Here is a 21,351-nt window from a genome sequence, read left to right as displayed (position 1 = left end):
GGGTCACGATAAAGCATTCCCTTAGCCCGTCCACCCCACGGTGGGCAAACGAAGACTGAAGAAAATGGCCACTATCCACGTAGACGGCAAAGATCTCGAAGTCGATGGTGCGGACAACCTGCTGCAGGCCTGTCTGTCCCTTGGTCTCGACATCCCCTACTTCTGCTGGCACCCGGCGCTCGGCAGCGTCGGTGCCTGCCGCCAGTGTGCGGTGAAGCAGTACACCGACGAAAACGACAAGCGCGGTCGCCTGGTCATGTCCTGCATGACCCCGGCCACCGACAACAGCTGGATTTCCATCGACGACGAAGAGGCCGTGGCCTTTCGCAAGAGCGTCGTCGAATGGCTGATGACCAACCACCCGCACGACTGCCCGGTGTGCGAGGAAGGCGGCCATTGCCACCTGCAGGACATGACGGTGATGACCGGCCACAACGCCCGCCGTTATCGCTTCAGCAAGCGCACCCACCAGAACCAGGAACTCGGGCCGTTCATCGCCCACGAGATGAACCGCTGCATCGCCTGTTACCGCTGCGTGCGCTACTACAAGGATTACGCGGGCGGCACCGACCTGGGCGTCTACGGTGCTCACGACAACGTGTACTTCGGTCGCGTCGAAGACGGCACCCTGGAGAGCGAGTTCTCCGGCAACCTGGTGGAGGTCTGCCCGACCGGTGTGTTCACCGACAAGACCCACTCCGAGCGCTACAACCGCAAGTGGGACATGCAGTTCGCCCCGAGCATCTGCCATGGCTGCTCCAGCGGCTGTAACACCAGCCCCGGCGAGCGCTACGGCGAAATACGCCGTATCGAGAACCGCTTCAACGGCTCGGTGAACCAGTACTTCCTGTGCGACCGTGGTCGCTTCGGCTACGGCTACGTCAACCGTGAGGACCGTCCGCGTCAGCCGATGATGGTGCTCAGCAAGATGAAGATGAGCCTGGATGCCGCCCTGGACCAGGCCGCGGCCCTGCTCAAGGGCCGCAAGGTAATCGGTATCGGTTCGCCACGGGCCAGCCTGGAAGGCAACTTCGCCCTGCGTGAACTGGTCGGTGAAGGCAACTTCTTCTCCGGTATCGCCACCGCCGAGCAGGCCAACATTCGTCTGATCCGCGACGTGCTGCAGAACGGCCCGCTGCCGGTGCCGACCCTGCGTGATATCGAAAGCCACGACGCGGTGTTCGTGCTCGGTGAAGACCTGACCCAGACCGCCGCGCGCGTCGCCCTGGCCCTGCGCCAGTCGGTCAAGGGCAAGGCCACCGAAATCGCCGCCGGTGCGAAGATCCAGGACTGGCACATGGCTGCGGTGCAGAACGTTGCCCAGCACGCGCTCAACCCGCTGTTCATCGCCAGTGTCGCGGCGACCCGCCTGGACGACATCGCCGAACAGTGCGTGCACGCTGCGCCCGATGACCTGGCGCGCATCGGTTTCGCCGTGGCCCACGCCATCGACCCGAGCGCACCGGCCGTCGAAGGCCTGGAAGCCGAGGCCGGTGAGCTGGTGCAGCGTATCGCCGAGGCGCTGGTGGCCGCCAAGCGTCCGCTGATCGTGTCCGGTGCCTCGCTGGGTAATCGCGCGGTGATCGAGGCTGCTGCCAACATCGCCGGCGCCCTGAAGAACCGCGAGAAGAACGGTTCCATCAGCCTGGTGGTGCCGGAAGCCAACAGCATGGGCGTGGCCCTGCTGATGGGCGACAAATTCGCCGGCAACAGCCTGGACGACGCCCTCGAAGCGCTCACCTCCGGCCAGGCCGATGCCCTGGTGGTGCTGGAAAACGATCTCTACCACCGCGCGGACGCTGCTCGCGTGGATGCTGCCTTGGCTGCCGCCAAGGTGGTGATCGTCGCCGACCACCAGAGCACCGCCACCACTGCCAAGGCGCATCTGCTGCTGCCGGCTGCCAGTTTCGCCGAAGGCGACGGCACCCTGGTCAGCCAGGAAGGCCGTGCCCAGCGTTTCTTCCAGGTCTACGACCCGTCCTACTACGACGCCAACATCCTGGTGCGTGAAGGCTGGCGCTGGCTGCACGCGCTGCACAGCACGCTGCAGGGCCGCAACGTGGACTGGACCCAGCTCGACCAGGTCACCGCTGCCTGCGCCGACAGTAATGCCCAGTTGGCCGGCATCCGTGACGCGGCGCCGGGCGCCTCGTTCCGCATCAAGGGGTTGAAACTGGCCCGCGAGCCGCACCGCTACAGCGGGCGCACTGCCATGCGCGCCAATATCAGCGTGCACGAGCCGCGTCAGCCCCAGGACAAGGACAGCGCCTTCGCCTTCTCCATGGAAGGCTATTCGGGCAGCAAGGAAGATCGTCAGCAGATTCCGTTCGCCTGGTCGCCGGGCTGGAACTCGCCCCAGGCCTGGAACAAGTTCCAGGACGAAGTCGGTGGCCACCTGCGCGCCGGCGATCCTGGTGTGCGCCTGATCGAAGCCAAGGGCGCGAGCCTGGGCTGGTTTAGCGCACCAACGGCGTTCAACCCGGTCCAGGGCACCTGGCAGGCGGTCCCGCTGCACCATCTGTTCGGTAGCGAGGAAATGTCCTCGCGCGCCGCGCCGATCGCCGAACGCACGCCTGAGGCCTACGTCGCGCTGGCCAAGGATGAAGCCGGCCGCCTCGGTGTCAACGAGGGCGGCCTGCTGCAACTGAGTGTCAATGGCCAGAACCTGCGCCTGCCGCTGCGCGTCAGCGAAAAGCTGGCTATCGGCCTGGTTGGCTTGCCAGTGGGTCTGACCGGAATTCCGGCAGGCATCGCCGGTGCCTTGGTGACCAGCATTGGGGAGGCCGCACAATGAGCTGGCTGACTCCCGGGTTGCTCGACATCATTCAGGAAGTGCTCAAGGCCATCGTCATCCTCCTGGCAGTGGTGGTTACCGGCGCGTTGCTGAGCTTCGTCGAGCGCCGCCTGCTCGGTTGGTGGCAGGACCGTTACGGCCCCAACCGGGTTGGCCCCTTCGGCATGTTCCAGATTGCTGCCGACATGCTGAAGATGTTCTTCAAGGAAGACTGGACGCCGCCGTTCGCCGACAAGATGATCTTCACCCTGGCGCCGATCGTTGGCATGGGCGCCATGCTGGTGGCCTTCGCGATCATCCCGATCACCCCCAACTGGGGCGTGGCGGACCTGAACATCGGCATCCTGTTCTTCTTCGCCATGGCGGGCTTGTCGGTCTATGCCGTGCTGTTCGCCGGCTGGTCGAGCAATAACAAGTTCGCCCTGCTCGGCAGCCTGCGCGCATCGGCCCAGACCGTTTCCTACGAGGTGTTCCTGGCCCTGGCGCTGATGGGTATCGTCGCCCAGGTCGGCTCGTTCAACATGCGCGATATCGTCGATTACCAGGCCGAGCACCTGTGGTTCATCATTCCGCAGTTCTTCGGTTTCTGTACCTTCTTCATCGCTGGCGTGGCCGTGACTCACCGCCACCCCTTCGACCAGCCGGAAGCGGAGCAGGAACTGGCCGACGGCTACCACATCGAGTATGCCGGCATGAAATGGGGCATGTTCTTCGTCGGTGAATACATCGGCATCGTGACCATTTCCGCGTTGCTGGTAACCCTGTTCTTCGGTGGCTGGCACGGTCCGTTCGGCATCCTGCCGCAGATCCCGTTCTTCTGGTTCGCGATCAAGACCTGCTTCTTCATCATGATCTTCATCCTGCTACGCGCTTCGATTCCGCGCCCACGGTATGACCAGGTCATGGCCTTCAGCTGGAAGTTCTGTCTGCCGCTGACCCTGATCAACCTGCTGGTGACCGGCGCCGTCGTGCTGGCCACGGCCCAGTAAGGAGAGACGATAATGTTCAAATATATCTGGGACGTACTCGTCGGTACCGCGACCCAATTGCGCAGCCTGGTCATGGTCTTCGGCCATGGCTTTCGCAAGCGCGACACCCTGCAATACCCCGAAGAACAGGTCTACCTGCCGCCGCGCTACCGTGGCCGCATCGTCCTGACCCGCGATCCCGACGGCGAAGAACGTTGCGTAGCCTGCAACCTGTGCGCCGTGGCCTGCCCGGTCGGCTGCATTTCGCTGCAGAAGGCGGAAACCGAAGACGGCCGCTGGTACCCGGACTTCTTCCGCATCAACTTCTCGCGCTGCATCTTCTGCGGCCTGTGCGAGGAAGCCTGCCCGACCACTGCGATCCAGCTCACCCCGGATTTCGAAATGGGCGAGTTCAAACGTCAGGATCTGGTGTACGAGAAGGAAGACCTGCTGATCTCCGGCCCCGGCAAGAACCCGGACTACAACTTCTACCGCGTGGCCGGCATGGCCATTGCCGGCAAGCCGAAAGGCGCCGCGCAGGACGAAGCCGAGCCGATCAACGTCAAGGGGTTGTTGCCATAATGGAATTCGCCTTCTATTTCTCCGCAGGGGTCGCGGTTGCCTCGACCCTGGGCGTGATCACCGGCAAGAACCCGGTACACGCCCTGCTCTACCTGATCATCTCGCTGCTGGCCGTGTCCATGGTGTTCTTCAGCCTTGGCGCGCCGTTCGCCGGGGCACTGGAAATCATCGTCTACGCTGGCGCGATCATGGTGCTGTTCGTGTTCGTGGTGATGATGCTCAACCTCGGCCCGGCCTCGGTACAGCAGGAACGCACCTGGCTGACCCCGGGTATCTGGATCGGCCCTGCGCTGCTCTCCGCGCTGCTGCTGGGCCAGCTGCTGTACGTGCTGTTCGCCGTACCGAGCGGCGCCACCATCGGCCATACCACCGTCGATGCCAAGGCCGTCGGCATACACCTGTTCGGCCCCTATCTGCTGGCCGTAGAGCTGGCCTCCATGCTGCTGCTCGCCGCACTGGTCGCCGCCTATCACCTGGGCCGCAACGACATCAAGGATGCTACGCCATGAACGGTATTCCAATGGAGCACGGCCTGGCGCTGGCCGGCGTGCTGTTCAGCCTCGGCCTGGTCGGCCTGATGGTGCGCCGCAACATCCTGTTCGTGCTGATGAGCCTGGAAGTGATGATGAACGCCGCCGCCCTTGCCTTCGTGGTCGCCGGTGCGCGCTGGGGCCAGGCTGACGGGCAGATCATGTTCATTCTGGTGATCGCCCTGGCGGCCGCCGAAGCGAGCATCGGCCTGGCGATCCTGCTGCAGCTGTATCGCCGCTTCCACACCCTCGATATCGACGCAGCCAGCGAGATGCGCGGATGAACCTCTTATTCCTGACCCTACTGTTCCCACTGATCGGCTGGTTCATCCTGGCCTTTTCCCGCGGTCGTCTGAGCGAAGGCGCTGCCGCCGTCGTCGGTGTCGGCTCGGTCGGTCTGTCGGCCCTGACCACCGCCTGGATCATGTGGCAGTTCAACGTCGCGCCACCGGCAGACGGCGTTTACACCCAGACCCTGTGGCAGTGGATGAACGTCGACGGCCTGGCGCCAAGCTTCACCCTGTACCTGGATGGCCTGTCGCTGACCATGCTCGGTGTGGTCACCGGCGTGGGCTTCCTGATCCACATGTTCGCCAGCTGGTACATGCGTGGTGAGGAGGGTTACTCGCGTTTCCTGTCCTACACCAACCTGTTCATCTTCAGCATGCTACTGCTGGTGCTGGGCGACAACCTGATGACCCTGTTCTTCGGCTGGGAAGGCGTAGGCCTGTGCTCGTACCTGCTGATCGGCTTCTACTACAAGCACGTGCCCAATGGTAACGCGGCGCTGAAAGCCTTCATCGTCACCCGCATCGGTGACGTGTTCCTGATGATCGGCCTGTTCCTGCTGTTCCTCAACCTCGGCACCCTGAACATTCAGGAGCTGATGGTGCTTGCCCCGCAGAAGTATGCAGCCGGTGACACCTGGCTGTGGCTGGCGACTCTGATGCTGCTTGGCGGCGCGGTCGGTAAATCCGCCCAGCTGCCGCTGCAGACCTGGCTGGCCGACGCCATGGCCGGCCCGACCCCGGTCTCGGCGCTGATCCACGCCGCCACCATGGTCACCGCGGGCGTCTACCTGATCGCCCGTACCAACGGCCTGTTCCTGCTGACCCCGGAAATTCTCGAGCTGGTCGGCATCGTTGGCGGCGTGACCCTGGTGCTGGCTGGCTTTGCAGCCCTGGTACAGACCGACATCAAGCGTATCCTCGCCTATTCGACCATGAGCCAGATCGGCTACATGTTCCTGGCTCTGGGCGTTGGCGCCTGGGACGCGGCGATCTTCCACCTGATGACCCATGCCTTCTTCAAGGCGCTGCTATTCCTCGCCTCCGGCTCGGTGATCCATGCCTGCCACCATGAGCAGAACATCTTCAAGATGGGCGGCCTGTGGAAGAAGCTGCCGCTGGCCTACGCCAGCTTTATCGTCGGTGGCTCGGCCCTGGCGGCACTGCCGTTGATCACCGTGGGCTTCTACTCCAAGGACGAGATCCTCTGGGAAGCCTTTGCCAGCGGCAACGCCGGCCTGCTCTACGCAGGTCTGCTGGGCGCCTTCATGACCTCGATCTACACCTTCCGGCTGATCTTCATCGCCTTCCATGGCGAGCAGAAGATCGAGGCCCATGCCGGCCACGGCATCGCCCACAACCTGCCGCTGCTGGTGCTGATCGTGCTGTCGACCTTTATCGGCGCCTGGATCACCCCGCCGCTTGCTGGCGTGCTGCCAGAGAGCGCCGGGCATGCCGGTGGCGAGGCCAAGCACAGCCTGGAAATCGTCTCGGGCTGCATCGCCCTGGCGGGCATCCTGCTGGCGGCCCTGCTGTTCCTCGGCAAGCGCAGCTTCGTCAATGCCGTGGCCAGCAGCGCGCCGGGTCGTTTCCTGTCGGCCTGGTGGTTCGCCGCCTGGGGCTTCGACTGGTTCTACGACAAGATTTTCGTGCAGCCGTACCTGTTCCTGTGCCGCGTACTGGCCCGTGACCCCATCGACGGTGCCATCGGCATCGTGCCGCGCCTGGTGCGTGGCGGTCATGGCGTGCTGAGCCGCAGCGAGACCGGGCATCTGCGCTGGTACGCCATTTCCATCGCCGGGGGCGCCGTATTGGTGCTTGCCGCCGTGATGATGGCCTGACCGATGATCCCGAATACTTTTTCTAAGGAACCCCGTCAGTCATGATTCTGCCTTGGCTAATCCTGATCCCCTTTATCGGCGGCCTGCTGTGCTGGCAGGCGGAGCGCTTCGGCGGAACTCTGCCACGCTGGATCGCGCTGCTGACCATGTCCCTGCTGTTCGGCCTAGGCCTGTGGCTGTGGGGTACCGGCGACTTCAGCCTGGCTCCTGCGCCAGGTGCCGAGCCACGCTGGGCTCACGAATTCCAGGTGCGCTGGATCGAGCGTTTCGGCATCAGCATCCATCTGGCGATGGACGGCCTGTCGGTATTGATGGTTACCCTCACCGGCCTGCTCGGCGTGCTCTCGGTACTTTGCTCGTGGAAAGAGATCCAGAACCGGGTCGGCTTCTTCCACCTCAACCTGATGTGGATCCTCGGCGGCGTGGTTGGCGTGTTCCTGGCCATCGATCTGTTCCTGTTCTTCTTCTTCTGGGAAATGATGCTGGTGCCGATGTATTTCCTCATCGCGCTCTGGGGTCATAGCGGCAGCCCTGGCAAGAGCCGCATCAACGCGGCCACCAAGTTCTTCATCTTCACCCAGGCCAGCGGCCTGGTGATGCTGGTGGCGATCCTCGGCCTGGTGTTCGTGCACTTCAACCAGACCGGCGTGTTCACCTTCAACTACGCGGATCTGCTCAAGACCGAGCTGTCCGAGGGCACCGAGTACCTGCTGATGCTGGGCTTCTTCATCGCCTTCGCGGTGAAATTCCCGGTGGTGCCCTTCCACTCCTGGCTGCCCGACGCCCACGCCCAGGCGCCGACCGCGGGCTCCGTGGACCTGGCCGGTATCCTGCTGAAGACCGCCGCCTACGGCTTGCTGCGTTTCGCCCTGCCGCTGTTCCCCAATGCCTCGGCCGAGTTCGCGCCGATCGCCATGTACCTGGGCGTCTTCGCGATCATCTACGGCGCGCTGCTGTCCTTCGCGCAGACCGACATCAAGCGCCTGGTGGCCTACTCCAGCGTGTCGCACATGGGCTTCGTGCTGATCGCCATCTACTCCGGTAGCCAGATCGCCCTGCAGGGTGCGGTGGTACAGATGATGGCCCACGGCTTGTCGGCTGCCGCACTGTTCATCCTCTGCGGCCAGCTCTACGAGCGCCTGCACACCCGTGACATGCGTGAAATGGGCGGCATCTGGGCACGCATGCCCTGGTTGCCGGCACTCAGCCTGTTCTTCGCCGCCGCCGCACTCGGCCTACCGGGCACCGGCAACTTCGTCGGCGAGTTCCTGATCCTGATCGGCAGCTTCCCGACCGCACCCTGGGTCACGGTGATCGCCGCCACCGGCCTGGTACTGGGCTCCGTATACTCGCTGATCATGATCCACCGCGCGCATTTCGGCCCGGTGAAGAACGACAGTCCGCTGCCCGGCCTGCAATTTCGTGAACTGAGCATGGTGCTGTGCCTGGCCGTGCTGCTGATCCTGCTCGGTGTTTACCCGCAGCCGGTGCTCGATACCTCTGCCGCCAGCATGCAAGGCGTGCAGCAGTGGTTCAGTGGCGCCCTCAATCAACTCGCTACGGGCCAGTAACGCTATGGAACATCACGCTGTGGAATTCACCACCCAACACCTGATCGCTCTGCTGCCGCTGCTGGTCACCTGCGCCACCGTGGTCGTGGTGATGCTGGCCATCGCCTGGAAGCGCAGCCACTCGATGACCTTCGTGCTTTCGGTGATCGGCCTCAACGCCGCCCTGCTGTCGCTGCTGCCGACCCTCGGTGTCACCCCGCTGCAGGTCACCCCGCTGATGCAGATCGACACCTTCGCCTGCTACTACATGGCGTTGGTGCTGATCGCTACCCTGGCCTGCATGACCCTGACCCACGCCTACCTGGGCGAGGCCAAGGTCAACGATGGCCAGACCAAGGGCTACCCGCGCAACCGCGAGGAAATGTACCTGTTGCTGCTGCTGTCCGCCGCCGGCGGCCTGGTGCTGGTCAGCACCGAGCATCTGGCAGGCCTGTTCATCGGCCTGGAACTGCTGTCGGTGCCGACCTACGGGATGATCGCCTACGCCTACTTCAACAAGCGTTCGCTGGAAGCCGGTATCAAGTACATGGTGCTGTCGGCAGCCGGCAGTGCCTTCCTGCTGTTCGGTATGGCGCTGCTGTATGCCGACGCCGGCAGCCTGAGCTTCGCCCAGATCGGTGCCAGCCTGGCCGGTGTCAGCGGCAGCCAGCTGGTGCAGATCGGCATCGGCATGATGCTTATCGGCCTGGCGTTCAAACTGTCCATGGTGCCGTTCCACCTGTGGACGCCGGATGTCTACGAAGGTGCTCCTGCGCCGGTTGCCGCCTTCCTGGCCACCGCCAGCAAGGTCGCGGTATTCGCCGTGCTGCTGCGTCTGTATCAACTCTCCCCGGCCACCGCCGGCGGCTGGCTGAACGACCTGCTGACCGTCATCGCCATCGCCTCGATCCTGTTTGGCAACCTGCTGGCCCTGGTGCAGAACAACCTCAAGCGTCTGCTCGGCTATTCGTCCATCGCCCACTTCGGTTACCTGCTGGTGGCACTGATCGCCAGCAAGGGCCTGGCCGTGGAGGCCATTGGCGTGTACATGGCCACTTACGTGCTGACCAGCCTGGGCGCCTTCGGGGTGATCACCCTGATGTCCACGCCCTATAACGGTCGTGACGCCGACGCGCTGTACGAGTACCGCGGCTTGTTCTGGCGCCGCCCGTACCTGACCGCGGTGCTGACGGTGATGATGCTGTCGCTGGCCGGCATTCCGCTGACCGCAGGCTTTATCGGCAAGTTCTACGTCATCGCTGCCGGCGTGCAGGCACAACTATGGTGGCTGATCGGTGCGCTGATTCTGGGTAGCGCCATCGCGGTGTTCTACTACCTGCGGGTGATGGTCACCCTGTTCCTCAACGAACCGAACCTGCAGCGCCACGATGCACCGTTCAACTGGGGCCAGCGTGCCGGCGGCATCATGCTGATGCTGGTGGCAGCCCTGGCCTTTATCCTCGGTGTTTACCCGCAGCCGCTGCTGGACCTGGTTCAACAGGCCGGCTTGGCCACTGCCGCGCTCTGATCTGAGTCGCGTCACGAAAAACGGCTGCCTCGGGCAGCCGTTTTTGTTTGTGTGCCAGGCTTTGCCTATGCCAGATCGAGCACAGCCGGCATACCCGGGCTACGACGGCTGGGCAAACATGCTTTTCGTAGCCTGCTGCTGAGCGAAGCGATGCGCAGGATAGGGGCGAGAAACGTTGCAGGGTTCAGAACCCGGGTATCGCTTCGCTCTACCCAGCTACGCCGCGTGATAAGGAAAAACGGCTGCACTAGGCAGCCGTTTGAGTGAAGCACTATGTTACTCGGGCAGCCTGACGGTCTTCTTGCCCCCGGCGAACAGGTTCCAGCTGGCGACGAACAATGCGGCCACCAGCGGGCCAAGCACGAAGCCGTTGAGGCCGAACAGCGCCATACCGCCCAGGGTGGAAATCAGGATCAGGTAGTCGGGCATGCGGGTGTCCTTGCCGACCAGGATCGGGCGCAGAATGTTGTCCACCAGGCCGATCACCAGTACGCCGAACAAGGTCAGCACCACGCCCTGCCAGATGTCGCCGCTGAGCAGCAGGTACACCGCCACTGGCGCCCAGACGATGCCGGCACCCGCCGCTGGCAGCAGTGACAGGAAGGCCATCAGCACCCCCCACAGCAACGGGCTGGAGATACCCAGCACCCAGAAGATCAGGCCGCCCAGGGCGCCCTGCACTGCCGCCACGACGATATTGCCCTTTACCGTGGCACGCACCACGCGGGTGAACTTGATCTGCAGGCGGCGCTTGGTGTTGTCACCCAGGGGCACTGCCATGCGAATGTCGCGCACCAGTTCTTGGCCATCGCGCAGCAGGAAGAACAGCAGGTAGAGCATGATGAAAAAGCTGATCACGAACTGGAAGGTGCCCTGGCCAATGGCGAATACCTTGGTGGCCAGGTATTGGCTCCCCGCGGCGGCGCCACTGGTGATGCGCTCCTGCAGGTCGTCCATGTTGCCCATGCCGATGCGATCGATCTGCTGTTGCATAAAGGGCGGTAGCATTTCCTTGGTGCTGGTGACATAGGCACCTATGTCCAGCTCGCCGGAGTCGATGCGCTGGTAGATGCTGGTCCCCTCGGCGACTATCGCCGAGGTGATGAAGATCACCGGCAGAATGGCGACCAGCAGGCAGACGATCAGGGTCAGCAACGCCGACAGGTTGCCACGCCCGCCAATTCGCCGGGCCAGGCGTCGCTGCAGGGGCGTGAACACCACGGCCAGGGCCACTGCCCAGAACACCGCCCCGTAGAACGGCATGAGTATCCAGATGAAGGCGATCGTCACCAGGACGAGTAGGAGAATGAAGGTTTTCTTTTCGAGGGACGTCGTCTGCATAACCGGATCACAAAAGGGATATGCGCTTTAGTCTCCCGCGCTGCCGACAAAGTGCACACTGATTGACGCGAGCTTCCCTGCTCGCCCCCTCGATCAGATGCGGAACTGGCGCACCAGGTCTTCCAGACCCTGGCCAAGCTGAGCCAGGCTGCCTGCCGTTCGCGCGGCCTGGCGGGTCTCGTCGGCGACGCTGTCCACCGCACTGGCGATCTGGTGCACGCTGCGGTTGATTTCCTCGGCCACCGCGGTCTGCTCTTCCGCCGCGCTGGCGATCTGCGCGTTCATGGCATTGATGGTGCCGATCAACCCGGCGATGGCATCCAGTGAGGCCCCAGCCTTGTTGGCTTGCTCGCTGCTGAGCTCGCCGGCGTCGCTGGACTGGCGCATGGCATTCACCGCATCGCGCGTGCCGTCTTGAAGACGATCGATCATGCCTTGAATTTCCTGGGTACTCTGCTGGGTACGACTGGCCAGGGCGCGCACTTCGTCGGCCACCACCGCGAAGCCGCGACCGGCCTCCCCCGCGCGCGCGGCCTCAATGGCCGCGTTGAGCGCCAGCAGGTTGGTCTGTTCGGCGATCGAGCGAATCACGTCGAGTACGCTGACGATGGAATGAACATCCTTTTGCAGGCTGTCCAGGGAGGTGCCGCTGCCACGTATATCGCCGACTAGCGAATGGATGCTGGCGATGCTGCCATCGACCACCTGTTTGGCCGCCTGGCCTTCGCGGTCGGTCTGCTGGGCCGCCTCGGCGGCGCCCTGGGCGCCCTTGGCCACTTCATGGGCCGCGGCGGACATCTGGTTGATGGCGGTCGCTACCTGGTCGGTTTCATGGCGCTGGCGTTCCATGGCCTGCTCGGAACGATGGGCCTGGGCCGCTACCTCGCCGACCAGTTCGGTCAGTTGACCGGTCATCCCGGTGATCTGCCGCACCAGGCCATGCACCTTGTCGACAAAGCGGTTGAACGAGCCCGCCAACTCGCCCAGCTCATCACGGCTGGTGACTGGCAGGCGCCTGGTCAGGTCGCCTTCGCCGGCGGCGATATCGTCGAGGTTGGCCTTGATCTGCTGCAGTGGGCGCAGAAAGGTATTGGCCAGGATGCCGCCAATCACGCCGAAGATCACCAGCAGCACCCCGGCGATCACCACGATGCTGGTGATGATGGTGCTCATTCGCTGGTCGATGCCCTCGCGCACCCCGGCAACCTGAGCCTCGACGCCGTCCAGGTTGACCGCCGTGCCCACGGCCATGTCCCATTTGGGCAGGTAATAGCTGTAGGCGAGTTTGGGCACCTGGATCGATTCGTCGCTCGGCAGTGGCGAGGAGTAGTTGACGTAGTAGCTGTTGTCCTTGGCGACACGCACCAGCTCGCGATTGACGTATACGCCATTGACGTCGCGCCGGTCGCTGAGGTTCTTGCCGACATCCACCGGGCTGTCGCTGCGAAACAGGCGAACCACGTTGGAGTCGTGGCCGAAGAAATAGCCGTCCTTGCCATATTTGATCTTGGACAGGATGGCGATGGCCTGCTTGCGGCTTTCCAGGTCGCCATTGGGTGCGGCGTCGTACAGGCTCTGCACGGCGCCCATGGCGATGGCGCTGTAGTTCTGCAGTTCGTTGCGTTTCTCGGTGAGCAGGCGCTCGCGGGTTTCGACCACCTCCTGCTCCGCCAGGCCATACAGCACACGGGCGGCCGCGCCGCTCAAGACCAACGCGAACAGCAGAACCGGAATCAGGGCCAACAGCACGACTTTCGACTTCAAGGTCAGGCGCATTTTTATTTTCCTTGTGACCAGACAAACCCAGCATGGCTGGGCTCTAACCAGGCTATCGGCAGCGGTCAGGAAAATCTTGAACTCGGCGACGGTCGGCGACAGGTTGCGCCCCGGTGCTAAAGGACCATGGCGGCCGCCCAGCCGAATACCAGTAGCGGCAGGTTGTAGTGCAGAAAGGTGGGCACCACGGTATCCCAGATATGGTTGTGCTGACCGTCCACGTTGAGACCCGCCGTCGGGCCCAGGGTCGAGTCCGAGGCTGGCGAACCGGCGTCGCCGATGGCGCCAGCGGTGCCGACGATGCACACCGTGGCCAGGGGGCTGAAGCCCAGTTGCACGCAGAGCGGCACGAAGATCGCCGCGATGATCGGTACGGTGGAAAACGACGAACCGATCCCCATGGTCACCAGCAAACCAACCAGCAGCATGAGCAGCACGCCCAGGCCCTTGCTGTCGCCGATCCAGCCGGCGCTGGCATCCACCAGCCCTTGGATTTCACCGGTTTCACGCATCACTTCGGCAAACCCCGAGGCGGCGATCATGATGAAGCCGATCATCGCCATCATCTTCATGCCTTCGGTGAACAGGTCGTCGGTTTCCTTCCAGCGCACGATGCCCGAGGCGGAAAACACCACGAAACCCAGCAGCGCACCGATGATCATCGAGTCGAGCCACAGCTGGGCAGTAAAGGCGATAGCCACCGCCACGCCGGCGACGATCAGGCTGCGGCGGTTGTAGCTGACCTCCACCCGCTCGGTGCGCTCGACCCGGGCCAGGTCGTAACTGCGCTTGCCGCGGTAGCTGTACAGCGCCAGCAGCAAGCCGGCGACCATGCCCATGGCTGGAATCAGCATGGCATGGCTGACGTTCACGCCCGCCACCTCGACACCGCTGCGCGCCACGTTGGCGAGCAGGATTTCATTGAGAAAGATATTGCCGAAGCCTACCGGCAGGAACATGTACGGGGTGATCAAACCGAAGGTCAGCACACAGGCGATCAGCCGGCGGTCGATCTGCAGGCGAGTGATCACGTACAGCAGGGGTGGCACCAGCAGCGGAATGAAGGCGATATGAATGGGCAGGATGTTCTGCGAAGAGATCGCCACGGCGAGCAGCAGGCCGACCAGCATCCATTTCAGCGCCCCGCCGCCATTCTCGTCCTGACGCCCGACCAAGGTCAGCGCCCTGTCGGCCAGCGCATGGGCCAGGCCGGACTTGGCGATTGCCACGGCGAACGCACCGAGCAGGGCATAGGACAGCGCCACGGTGGCGCCTCCGCCCAGGCCTTTATTGAAAGCCGCCAGCGAGCCCTGCATGCCCAGGCCGCCAATCATGCCACCGGCCAGGGCACCGATGATCAGCGCCACCACGACGTGTACACGACAAAGACTGAGAATCAGCATGATGCCGACGGCGGCAATAACTGCGTTCATGAGAGGCTCCTCGAATCGCCGCTAGCGGCGCGATCGGTTGGCGGCCAAGGGCGGCAGGCCACAAAAAGCGTCGCACTCTGCCCCAAGCCGACCCGAGTGTCAAAAAGCGGCAGCGGGCATCATTGCCCAGTAGACGAGTCATCGTGGAGCCTGGTGCTAAGCAAATAGCACAAACGTACTTTGCGCTTTCACCTGGGGGCGTTAGCCTCATGGCCTTTTCAATGGAGGATCCCATGCTCGATATCGTTCTGATTGCCGGTTCAAGCCGTCCCGACAGCCAATCTGCCAAGGTTGCGCATTTCCTGCGTCAACGCTTGATCACCCTGGGCAAGACCAGTGCAGAGCTCAGCCAAGTCATCGATCTGGGTACCGGCCCGTTGCCGCTTTGGCCTGGCGAGGACAACGGCACCTGGGCCGACTACGCGCCGCGCCTGCAGCGCGCCGATGCGCTGGTGGTGATCGCGCCGGAGTGGAATGGCATGGCCGGGCCAGCGATCAAGAACTTCTTCATCTATGCCAGCAAGGCCGAACTGGCCCACAAGCCGGGGTTGCTGGTGGGCGTGTCGTCGGGTATCGGCGGTGGCAGCCCGATCGCCGAGCTGCGCAGCTCCAGCTACAAGAACTGCCGGATCAACTACCTGCCCGAGCACCTGATCGTCCGTTCAGTGACCAAGGTCCTCAACGATGAACAGCCGGCCAGCGAGGACGACAGCCGCATCCGTGCCCGTATCGATTACGCGCTGGATATCTTGGGCAAATACGCTGAAGCACTGAAACCGGTGCGTGCCGCCATCGACCTCAGCGATCCGGCGTTCACCAACGGTATGTAAGCAGGCGCGGCTCGGCGCGGCTCGCCCGCGCCAGCCTGGATAGCGCGAAAATGGATAGAAACGCCTAGCGGGTGCGTAATGGCAACTCGATCCTGACCTGCAAGCCGCCCAGCTCACTGTCATGCAGTGAAATACTGCCGTCCCAGGCATCGACGATATCGCGCACGATGCCCAGTCCCAGGCCATGCCCGGCCATCTGCTCATCCAGGCGGATACCACGGCTGAGCACCTCGTCGCGGCGTGCGCTGTCGATGCCGGGCCCATCGTCATCGACGCACAGCACGTAGGCCGTATCGGCACGCTCGACAGTCAGGCGCACCTGGCTGTCCGCCCATTTGCAGGCGTTGTCCAGCAGGTTACCGAGCAGCTCCAGCAGGTCCTCGCGATCGCGCGGCAGGCGCAGGTCGGGCGGTGAAGTCTGCCAGCTCAGCTCGATACCGCTGTCATGGATCATGCCCAGCGTGGCGAACAAGCCCGGCAACTCCTCCCGGCAATCGAAATGCGCACCAGGCAAGGCTTCTCCGGCCAGCCGGGCACGGCCCAGCTCGCGGGCGATACGCTGCTCGATCTGGTTGAGGTGTTCGAGCAGGTTGCCGCGTAGCTCCGGATGGGCGCGCAGCTCTTCCCTGGAGGCCAGGTTGACCAGCACCGCCAGGGGCGTCTTCAGGGCGTGCCCGAGATTGCCAAGGGCGTTGCGCGAGCGCTTGAGGGTTTCCTCGGTGTGGGCCAGCAGGTGGTTGATCTGCTCCACCAGCGGCTCCAGCTCCTCGGGCACCTGCTCATCCAGCTCCGAGCGCTGCCCCTGCTGCAACTGGGCGATCTGCACGCGGGTCTGCTCCAGCGGCCGCAGTGCACGGCTGACCGCCAGGCGCTGCAGCAACAGGATCAGGGCCAGGCTGCCCAGCCCCAGTCCCAGGCCGATACGCTGCACACGGCGGAAGCTGTCGAGCACCGGCGTGTAGTCGCGCGCCACGCTGATGGTCAGGTCCTGGCCGAAGCGCCGGTATTCGCCGCGATAGGTGACCAGCACCTGCTCTTGGGGGCCGTCCTGCAATTCAGGCTGCAGGCCGTCCACATCGGAGGGCTGCAGTTCGCTGTCCCACAGTGAACGCGAACGCCAGCTCTTGTCGCTGAAGTCGATCCGGAAATACAGGCCCGAATAGGGCCGCTGGTAGGCCGCGCTGAGCCGCGACTCGTCGAGCTGGATGCCGTTCGGACCGCGTACCAGGGCAACCAGCAGCGACTGTGCTTCTTCCTCGAGCCCGGCTTGCATGTAGCGACGCAGGTTACTGTCGAACAGCCACAGGCAGGTCTGCGCCAAGAGCAGGCCGATGATCAGCAATACGCTGATCAGCCCAAGGCTCAACCGCCGTTGAATGGATCTCAAGCGGCGCTACCGGTGAACCGATAGCCCTGGCCGCGGCGGGTTTCGATCACCTCGCGGCCAAGCTTGCGACGCAGGTGATTGACGTGCACCTCGATGACATTGGAGTCGCGCTCGGTCTCGCCGTCGTAGAGGTGTTCGGCCAGATGGCTCTTGGAGAGGATCTGCCCGCTGTGCAGCATGAAGTAGCGCAGCAGGCGAAACTCCGCGGCAGTCAGCTCGATCTCCTGTTCCCCACGGCTGACGCACTGCCGGCTCTCGTCGAGGTGCAACCCGGCGGCCTGCAGCTGTGGCTGGTTGGCCAGGCCACGGGCGCGACGCAGCAGCGCCTGGATGCGCAGCTGCAGCTCTTCGGGATGGAAGGGTTTGCTCAGGTAGTCATCGGCGCCGACCTTCAGGCCTTCGATACGCTCGGCCCAGGAGCCGCGTGCGGTGAGGATCAGCACTGGCGTAACCAGGCCGCCCTGGCGCCATTCCTGCAACACCTCAAGCCCCGGTTTGCCGGGCAAACCGAGGTCGAGAATGATCAGATCATAGGGCTCACTGGCGCCCTGGTAGACAGCGTCGCGGCCGTCGGCCAGCCAATCCACGGCATAGCCCTGTCGGGTCAGTGAGGCAATCAGTTCATCGGCAAGCGGAACGTGGTCTTCAACCAGCAACAGGCGCATGTCAGTCGTCTACCTCATCCTTCAGGATCTTGCCGTCGTGGGCATCGAGCTCCAGTTCACGAACCACGCCCTCGCGGGTCAGCAGTTCCACTTCATAGACGAAGACGTCGTCCTCTTCTTCCAGCTCCGCTTCGAGCAGAGTAGCGCCGGGGTAACGCTCCATTGCTGCACGCATCAACTGGTCGAGCGGCAGAATCACGCCGCTCAGGCGCAGGTCGCGGGCCTCGTCCTGGTCAAGGTCGCGCGCGCTGGCCGCGCAGGTCAGCGCGGCCAGCGACACGATGCAGATGCAGCGGACTACGGGATTGCCTTTCATCAATCATCCTGGTGGTTCTTGAGGACGGTGCCGTTGGTTGCGTCCAGTTCGACATCCCACTTCTGGTTCTGGGCGTCGTGGATTTCTACCTGATAGAGGTAGCGGCCGTATTCTTCCTCGAGTTCGGTATCGCCCAGTTTACCGCCCGGATGGGCAGCAAGGGCAGCCTCGTTGAGCTTTTCGAACGACTGGATGGTACCGGCGTCGCGCAATTTCAGTGCTTCATCCGGTCCCAGGTCACGGGCCTGGGCGATACCGGCGGTGGCGGTGAGTGCGGCAACGGCAAACAGGGCAGTCAGTTTGTTCATGGTGATCTCCTGAGCAATAGTGTTTCGACGCTGTTCAGGTTAAGGCGAGCGACTTAATTCAACCTGAATTGCCCCACAGACCTGGGCAGGTCAGCGCTCTATACTGCGCGCTCTTCCACGGAGGCCGGCATGAGCGCCATTCAGATCAAATTCCCTGCCCTCACCCTCAAGGCCGGCCAGCGGGCGCTGGCGCGCATTCGCGAGCGCGGCCTGCAGCCGGGTGACGTCGGCACCCTGCCCGGCGCGGCGGGTGGCCCCAAGGCACTGGGCATCCAGGGGCTGGACATCGCCCTGTTCGGCGACTGGCTGACGCGGGTACCGCGCGAACGCTCGCTGATTGGCGCGTCCATCGGCTCATGGCGCTTCGCCAGCGCCTGCCTGCCCGACCCAGCGAACGCACTGCGGCGCCTGGGCGAGCTCTACACCGGCATGCGCTTTGACAGGGGTGTGAACATCAGCGAGGTGACCGCGCGGTGCGTACGCATGCTCGACGAACTGCTGCAGCACCAGGATGGCGCGGTGCTCGACAACCCTCACTACCGGCTCAACATCGTGGTGGTGAAAAGCCATGGCCGGCTTGCCGAGGACGACCGCCGCTCCTTGGGCCTGGGGCTGTCTTCGGTGATCGGCAGCAACCTGCTTGGCCGCCCTCGTCTGGCCCGCCATTTCGAGCGGGTGATCCTGCACGATGCGCGTCTGGCGCCGCCCCTGCATCCGCTGACCGATTTTCCCTCACGCTGCCTGCCGCTGGATATCGGCAACCTGCGCCACGCCCTGCTGGCCTCCGGCTCGATTCCTCTGGTGATGCAGGGTGTGCGCGACATTCCCGGCGCCGGACCGGGAACCTACCGCGATGGCGGGCTGCTGGACTATCACCTCGACCTGCCCTACAGCGGCGATGACGTGGTGCTCTACCCGCATTTCACCGATCGCATCATTCCCGGCTGGTTCGACAAGGGCATGCCCTGGCGCCGCGGCGATGCCGTGCGCCTGCAGGATGTGCTGCTGTTGGCGCCCTCGCGTGATTACCTGGCACGCCTGCCGCTTGGCAAACTGCCCGATCGCAAGGATTTCACCCGTTTCCTTGGCGACGATGCCGGGCGTGAGCGCTACTGGCGTCAGGCCATGGATGAGAGTCGACGCCTGGGCGACGAGTTTCTCGAACTGACCGAGACCGGCCGCCTGACCGATCACCTGGCGCCGCTGTAGACGATTCGCCTTTCGCGGAGGGACTGTCAGGAAACCGGCAATAACTGCTTTAGCGAAATTAACCACTTGGCCCCGTTAATAAAAATCTGAACTTAACGGAACTGATCAGCAGGGCTATTTTCCTATTGAATGTTGATGTCATTTTCGGTGGATAGACAGTAAGCGCATTGCCTGAACGTGTGCCGCTACCCTTGAAAACTTTGACGCTCGTCAACTTCACAATTTAATTTTCAGTTTTTTTGAAAATTAACTTAATTGGATGTGACTTGCAGGGCTCATCGAACCATCAACAGCTAGGAACGTCAGTGTTGAACATGCACGCTGACACTATGATTCATTGGGAAACACTCGGAGAACCGACCCCATGAACGCTTCGCTGCGTTTCAATGATGCACTGCTGATTGCCGACCGCGCCTTTCAACCTTTCCATTGCGTGGCCTGGGCGCCGCAGGACGGTACAGGCGTACTGAACCTGACGATCGTCGACCGTACCAACACGCCGCTGATCGACCGTGCGCAACTTACCAGCAGCATCTACAGCGACCCACAGGAGCTGGCCAAGGCCCTGAAAAAGTCCCGTGACGAGCTAAGCCGCAAGGGCTTCGATCTCGCCCCCTGGAGCATGCCGGAATAATCCGCCATTGCCTCGTTACAAGTTGCCGCACGCTGCGGGTGGCAACTTGTTCGCCGTTGTAAACCAACGCTTTCTGTTTATCCGTCTGCTTTAGCGCTTCGCTTAAAGTCTGAACTTCCCGATGCCTTCGGCTGGCTAAGTCTTTAACTGTTGTCACGAGCTGACCGGCATGCAAAACGTCGTTGTTATCCTGCCTTGCACCCTGCGCTTCATGCCCACCTATACGGCTTCTGGCGTTTGCCCGGCGTATTCATGGGTACCTGGGGAGGCGTATTGATGAGCAGCGTTCAGATCCCTCCCGAATTGCCCAACGACCTGCACTATGTCGATGACCGCACCCCCGGCATCACCCGGCGCAAGCTGCGTGGCAAGTTCTGCTACTTCTACCCCAGCGGCGAGCGTATCCGTGATGCGCGGGAGATTGGCCGCATCAACGCATTGGCGATACCGCCGGCCTATACGAACGTGTGGATCTGTCCCGACCCAAAGGGGCACCTGCAGGCGACCGGCCGAGACGCCCGCGGGCGCAAGCAATACCGCTACCATGCGCGCTGGCGCGAAGTGCGCGACACCGACAAGTACGCCAACCTGCTGCTGTTCGGCAAAGCGCTACCCAAGTTACGCCAGACGATAGAGCAGCACCTGTTGTTGCCCGAGCATGGCCGCGAAAAGGTAATGGCCACCGTAATTACGCTGCTCGACAACACGCTGATCCGCATCGGCAACGTGCGCTACGCCAAGGAAAACCGCTCCTACGGGCTGACGACCCTGCGCAACCGCCATGTCGAGGTTCAGGGCAGTGCCATCCGCTTTCATTTCCGTGGCAAGAGCGGTATCGAGCACGAGGTGGAAGTCAGCGACCGCCGCCTGGCGCGCATCATCCGCCGCTGCCTGGAGCTGCCGGGCCAGCACCTGTTCCAGTACCTGGACGCCAATGGCGAGCGCCATACGGTGACCTCCACGGACGTCAACAATTACCTGCGCGAACTCACCGGCGCCGATTTCACTGCCAAGGATTACCGCACCTGGGCCGGCAGCGCCCTGGCGTTGACGCTGTTGCGCGAGCTGGAGTGGCAACCGGAAAGTTCGGCCAAGAAACATGTGGTCGGCATGGTCAAGCAGGTTGCCGAAGAACTACGCAACACGCCTGCAGTGTGTCGAAAATGCTATATCCATCCGGCCCTGATCGACGCCTTCCATGCAGGAGAGCTGGCCGACCTGCGCCTGGCAGCGGCTCGCAAAGGGCTGCGCAGCGAGGAAAGCCTGTTGATGCGCTTCTTGGAGAAATTGCCCGTCACCTGAAGTTGGCGAGATTTGTGGGCTTGATGTCATTGTCGCCAACCCGGTTTATACGCAAACTGGCCGCCTCTCA

At 63.1% G+C, this 21,351-nt stretch carries 19 protein-coding genes; 12 read left to right on the top strand and 7 right to left on the bottom strand.

Going from position 1 to position 21,351, the window contains the following annotated elements; translation table 11 throughout:
* The first annotated feature begins 64 nt into the window (after positions 1-64).
* From nuoG to nuoN, 8 genes are read left to right on the top strand one after another with little or no spacing between them, the layout of a single operon-like run.
* Entirely contained in the window at positions 65-2,794 is a 2,730-nt protein-coding gene (gene nuoG / locus BM154_RS18715; RefSeq protein WP_074887679.1) for an NADH-quinone oxidoreductase subunit NuoG, read from the top strand.
* Positions 2,791-3,783, top strand: coding sequence for an NADH-quinone oxidoreductase subunit NuoH (gene nuoH, locus BM154_RS18710; protein WP_074887676.1), 993 nt, complete (start codon positions 2,791-2,793; stop codon positions 3,781-3,783). Before nuoG ends, nuoH begins: the two co-directional genes overlap by 4 nt.
* Positions 3,784-3,795: 12 nt before the next feature.
* A complete protein-coding gene (gene nuoI / locus BM154_RS18705; protein WP_027905361.1) occupies positions 3,796-4,344 on the top strand; it encodes an NADH-quinone oxidoreductase subunit NuoI in 549 nt (182 codons plus the stop codon).
* Positions 4,344-4,853, top strand: coding sequence for an NADH-quinone oxidoreductase subunit J (nuoJ, locus tag BM154_RS18700; protein WP_074887673.1), 510 nt, complete (start codon positions 4,344-4,346; stop codon positions 4,851-4,853). Before nuoI ends, nuoJ begins: the two co-directional genes overlap by 1 nt.
* Complete coding sequence (gene nuoK, locus BM154_RS18695) at positions 4,850-5,158, top strand: NADH-quinone oxidoreductase subunit NuoK (RefSeq protein WP_027905359.1); 309 nt, start codon at positions 4,850-4,852, stop codon at positions 5,156-5,158. The genes nuoJ and nuoK overlap by 4 nt, the downstream gene beginning before the upstream one ends.
* Positions 5,155-7,002 (top strand): NADH-quinone oxidoreductase subunit L, encoded by a 1,848-nt coding sequence (nuoL, locus tag BM154_RS18690; RefSeq protein ID WP_074887670.1) that lies wholly within the window; start codon positions 5,155-5,157, stop codon positions 7,000-7,002. The genes nuoK and nuoL overlap by 4 nt, the downstream gene beginning before the upstream one ends.
* A gap of 41 nt (positions 7,003-7,043) precedes the next feature.
* Positions 7,044-8,573 carry an NADH-quinone oxidoreductase subunit M gene (gene nuoM / locus BM154_RS18685; protein ID WP_074887667.1) on the top strand — a complete coding sequence of 510 codons (1,530 nt, stop codon included), beginning with the start codon at positions 7,044-7,046 and terminating at the stop codon, positions 8,571-8,573.
* Positions 8,574-8,592: 19 nt separating this feature from the next.
* Entirely contained in the window at positions 8,593-10,080 is a 1,488-nt protein-coding gene (gene nuoN / locus BM154_RS18680) for an NADH-quinone oxidoreductase subunit NuoN (protein ID WP_074887664.1), read from the top strand.
* 276 nt (positions 10,081-10,356) lie between these two features.
* Here nuoN and BM154_RS18675 read toward each other — a convergent pair whose 3' ends face one another.
* The 3 genes from BM154_RS18675 to BM154_RS18665 all read right to left on the bottom strand — a co-directional run bounded on the left by BM154_RS18675 (position 10,357) and on the right by BM154_RS18665 (position 14,630).
* Entirely contained in the window at positions 10,357-11,421 is a 1,065-nt protein-coding gene (locus BM154_RS18675) for an AI-2E family transporter (RefSeq protein WP_074887660.1), read from the bottom strand.
* 93 nt (positions 11,422-11,514) lie between these two features.
* Entirely contained in the window at positions 11,515-13,197 is a 1,683-nt protein-coding gene (locus BM154_RS18670) for a methyl-accepting chemotaxis protein (RefSeq protein WP_074887657.1), read from the bottom strand.
* Between the two features lie 116 nt (positions 13,198-13,313).
* Entirely contained in the window at positions 13,314-14,630 is a 1,317-nt protein-coding gene (locus tag BM154_RS18665) for a Na+/H+ antiporter family protein (RefSeq protein ID WP_074887654.1), read from the bottom strand.
* A gap of 233 nt (positions 14,631-14,863) precedes the next feature.
* On the opposite strand from BM154_RS18665, the gene BM154_RS18660 reads away from it, so the two are divergent.
* Positions 14,864-15,460, top strand: coding sequence for an NADPH-dependent FMN reductase (locus tag BM154_RS18660; RefSeq protein ID WP_074887651.1), 597 nt, complete (start codon positions 14,864-14,866; stop codon positions 15,458-15,460).
* 64 nt (positions 15,461-15,524) lie between these two features.
* Here BM154_RS18660 and BM154_RS18655 read toward each other — a convergent pair whose 3' ends face one another.
* From BM154_RS18655 to BM154_RS18640, 4 genes are read right to left on the bottom strand one after another with little or no spacing between them, the layout of a single operon-like run.
* Positions 15,525-16,847: a sensor histidine kinase gene (locus BM154_RS18655; protein WP_074887648.1), complete on the bottom strand. Its 1,323-nt coding sequence runs from the start codon at positions 16,845-16,847 to the stop codon at positions 15,525-15,527.
* Positions 16,844-17,512 carry a response regulator transcription factor gene (locus BM154_RS18650; RefSeq protein WP_074887645.1) on the bottom strand — a complete coding sequence of 223 codons (669 nt, stop codon included), beginning with the start codon at positions 17,510-17,512 and terminating at the stop codon, positions 16,844-16,846. Before BM154_RS18650 ends, BM154_RS18655 begins: the two co-directional genes overlap by 4 nt.
* A gap of 1 nt (position 17,513) precedes the next feature.
* Positions 17,514-17,828 carry a PepSY domain-containing protein gene (locus BM154_RS18645; RefSeq protein WP_074887642.1) on the bottom strand — a complete coding sequence of 105 codons (315 nt, stop codon included), beginning with the start codon at positions 17,826-17,828 and terminating at the stop codon, positions 17,514-17,516.
* Positions 17,828-18,136 (bottom strand): PepSY domain-containing protein, encoded by a 309-nt coding sequence (locus BM154_RS18640; protein WP_074887638.1) that lies wholly within the window; start codon positions 18,134-18,136, stop codon positions 17,828-17,830. The genes BM154_RS18645 and BM154_RS18640 overlap by 1 nt, the downstream gene beginning before the upstream one ends.
* Positions 18,137-18,265: 129 nt before the next feature.
* Here BM154_RS18640 and BM154_RS18635 point away from each other — a divergent pair, with 129 nt between their 5' ends.
* The 3 genes from BM154_RS18635 to BM154_RS18625 all read left to right on the top strand — a co-directional run bounded on the left by BM154_RS18635 (position 18,266) and on the right by BM154_RS18625 (position 21,281).
* Positions 18,266-19,345 (top strand): patatin-like phospholipase domain-containing protein, encoded by a 1,080-nt coding sequence (locus tag BM154_RS18635; protein WP_074887635.1) that lies wholly within the window; start codon positions 18,266-18,268, stop codon positions 19,343-19,345.
* A gap of 364 nt (positions 19,346-19,709) precedes the next feature.
* Entirely contained in the window at positions 19,710-19,979 is a 270-nt protein-coding gene (locus BM154_RS18630) for a hypothetical protein (RefSeq protein WP_074887633.1), read from the top strand.
* Between the two features lie 276 nt (positions 19,980-20,255).
* Positions 20,256-21,281 carry a DNA topoisomerase IB gene (locus BM154_RS18625; RefSeq protein WP_074887631.1) on the top strand — a complete coding sequence of 342 codons (1,026 nt, stop codon included), beginning with the start codon at positions 20,256-20,258 and terminating at the stop codon, positions 21,279-21,281.
* The last annotated feature ends 70 nt before the right edge of the window (positions 21,282-21,351 follow it).

Origin of the sequence: Phytopseudomonas argentinensis, assembly GCF_900113905.1 — a bacterium.
Classification (GTDB): Bacteria; Pseudomonadota; Gammaproteobacteria; order Pseudomonadales; family Pseudomonadaceae; genus Aquipseudomonas; species Aquipseudomonas argentinensis.
Note: the sequence above shows the minus strand (reverse complement) of the source record. Positions and strands in the feature narration are given on the sequence as shown.

What these genes read in the sequence shown, in the direction of transcription:
- BM154_RS18675 (WP_074887660.1), bottom strand. Translation starts at nt 11,421, where the DNA reads ATGCAGACGACGTCCCTCGAAAAGAAAACCTTCATTCTCCTACTCGTC.
- BM154_RS18640 (WP_074887638.1), bottom strand. Translation starts at nt 18,136, where the DNA reads ATGAACAAACTGACTGCCCTGTTTGCCGTTGCCGCACTCACCGCCACC.
- BM154_RS18635 (WP_074887635.1), top strand. Translation starts at nt 18,266, where the DNA reads ATGAGCGCCATTCAGATCAAATTCCCTGCCCTCACCCTCAAGGCCGGC.
- nuoH (WP_074887676.1), top strand. Translation starts at nt 2,791, where the DNA reads ATGAGCTGGCTGACTCCCGGGTTGCTCGACATCATTCAGGAAGTGCTC.
- BM154_RS18625 (WP_074887631.1), top strand. Translation starts at nt 20,256, where the DNA reads ATGAGCAGCGTTCAGATCCCTCCCGAATTGCCCAACGACCTGCACTAT.
- nuoI (WP_027905361.1), top strand. Translation starts at nt 3,796, where the DNA reads ATGTTCAAATATATCTGGGACGTACTCGTCGGTACCGCGACCCAATTG.
- BM154_RS18650 (WP_074887645.1), bottom strand. Translation starts at nt 17,512, where the DNA reads ATGCGCCTGTTGCTGGTTGAAGACCACGTTCCGCTTGCCGATGAACTG.
- nuoM (WP_074887667.1), top strand. Translation starts at nt 7,044, where the DNA reads ATGATTCTGCCTTGGCTAATCCTGATCCCCTTTATCGGCGGCCTGCTG.
- nuoK (WP_027905359.1), top strand. Translation starts at nt 4,850, where the DNA reads ATGAACGGTATTCCAATGGAGCACGGCCTGGCGCTGGCCGGCGTGCTG.
- nuoJ (WP_074887673.1), top strand. Translation starts at nt 4,344, where the DNA reads ATGGAATTCGCCTTCTATTTCTCCGCAGGGGTCGCGGTTGCCTCGACC.
- nuoG (WP_074887679.1), top strand. Translation starts at nt 65, where the DNA reads ATGGCCACTATCCACGTAGACGGCAAAGATCTCGAAGTCGATGGTGCG.
- BM154_RS18660 (WP_074887651.1), top strand. Translation starts at nt 14,864, where the DNA reads ATGCTCGATATCGTTCTGATTGCCGGTTCAAGCCGTCCCGACAGCCAA.
- BM154_RS18630 (WP_074887633.1), top strand. Translation starts at nt 19,710, where the DNA reads ATGAACGCTTCGCTGCGTTTCAATGATGCACTGCTGATTGCCGACCGC.
- nuoL (WP_074887670.1), top strand. Translation starts at nt 5,155, where the DNA reads ATGAACCTCTTATTCCTGACCCTACTGTTCCCACTGATCGGCTGGTTC.
- BM154_RS18670 (WP_074887657.1), bottom strand. Translation starts at nt 13,197, where the DNA reads ATGCGCCTGACCTTGAAGTCGAAAGTCGTGCTGTTGGCCCTGATTCCG.
- BM154_RS18645 (WP_074887642.1), bottom strand. Translation starts at nt 17,828, where the DNA reads ATGAAAGGCAATCCCGTAGTCCGCTGCATCTGCATCGTGTCGCTGGCC.
- BM154_RS18665 (WP_074887654.1), bottom strand. Translation starts at nt 14,630, where the DNA reads ATGAACGCAGTTATTGCCGCCGTCGGCATCATGCTGATTCTCAGTCTT.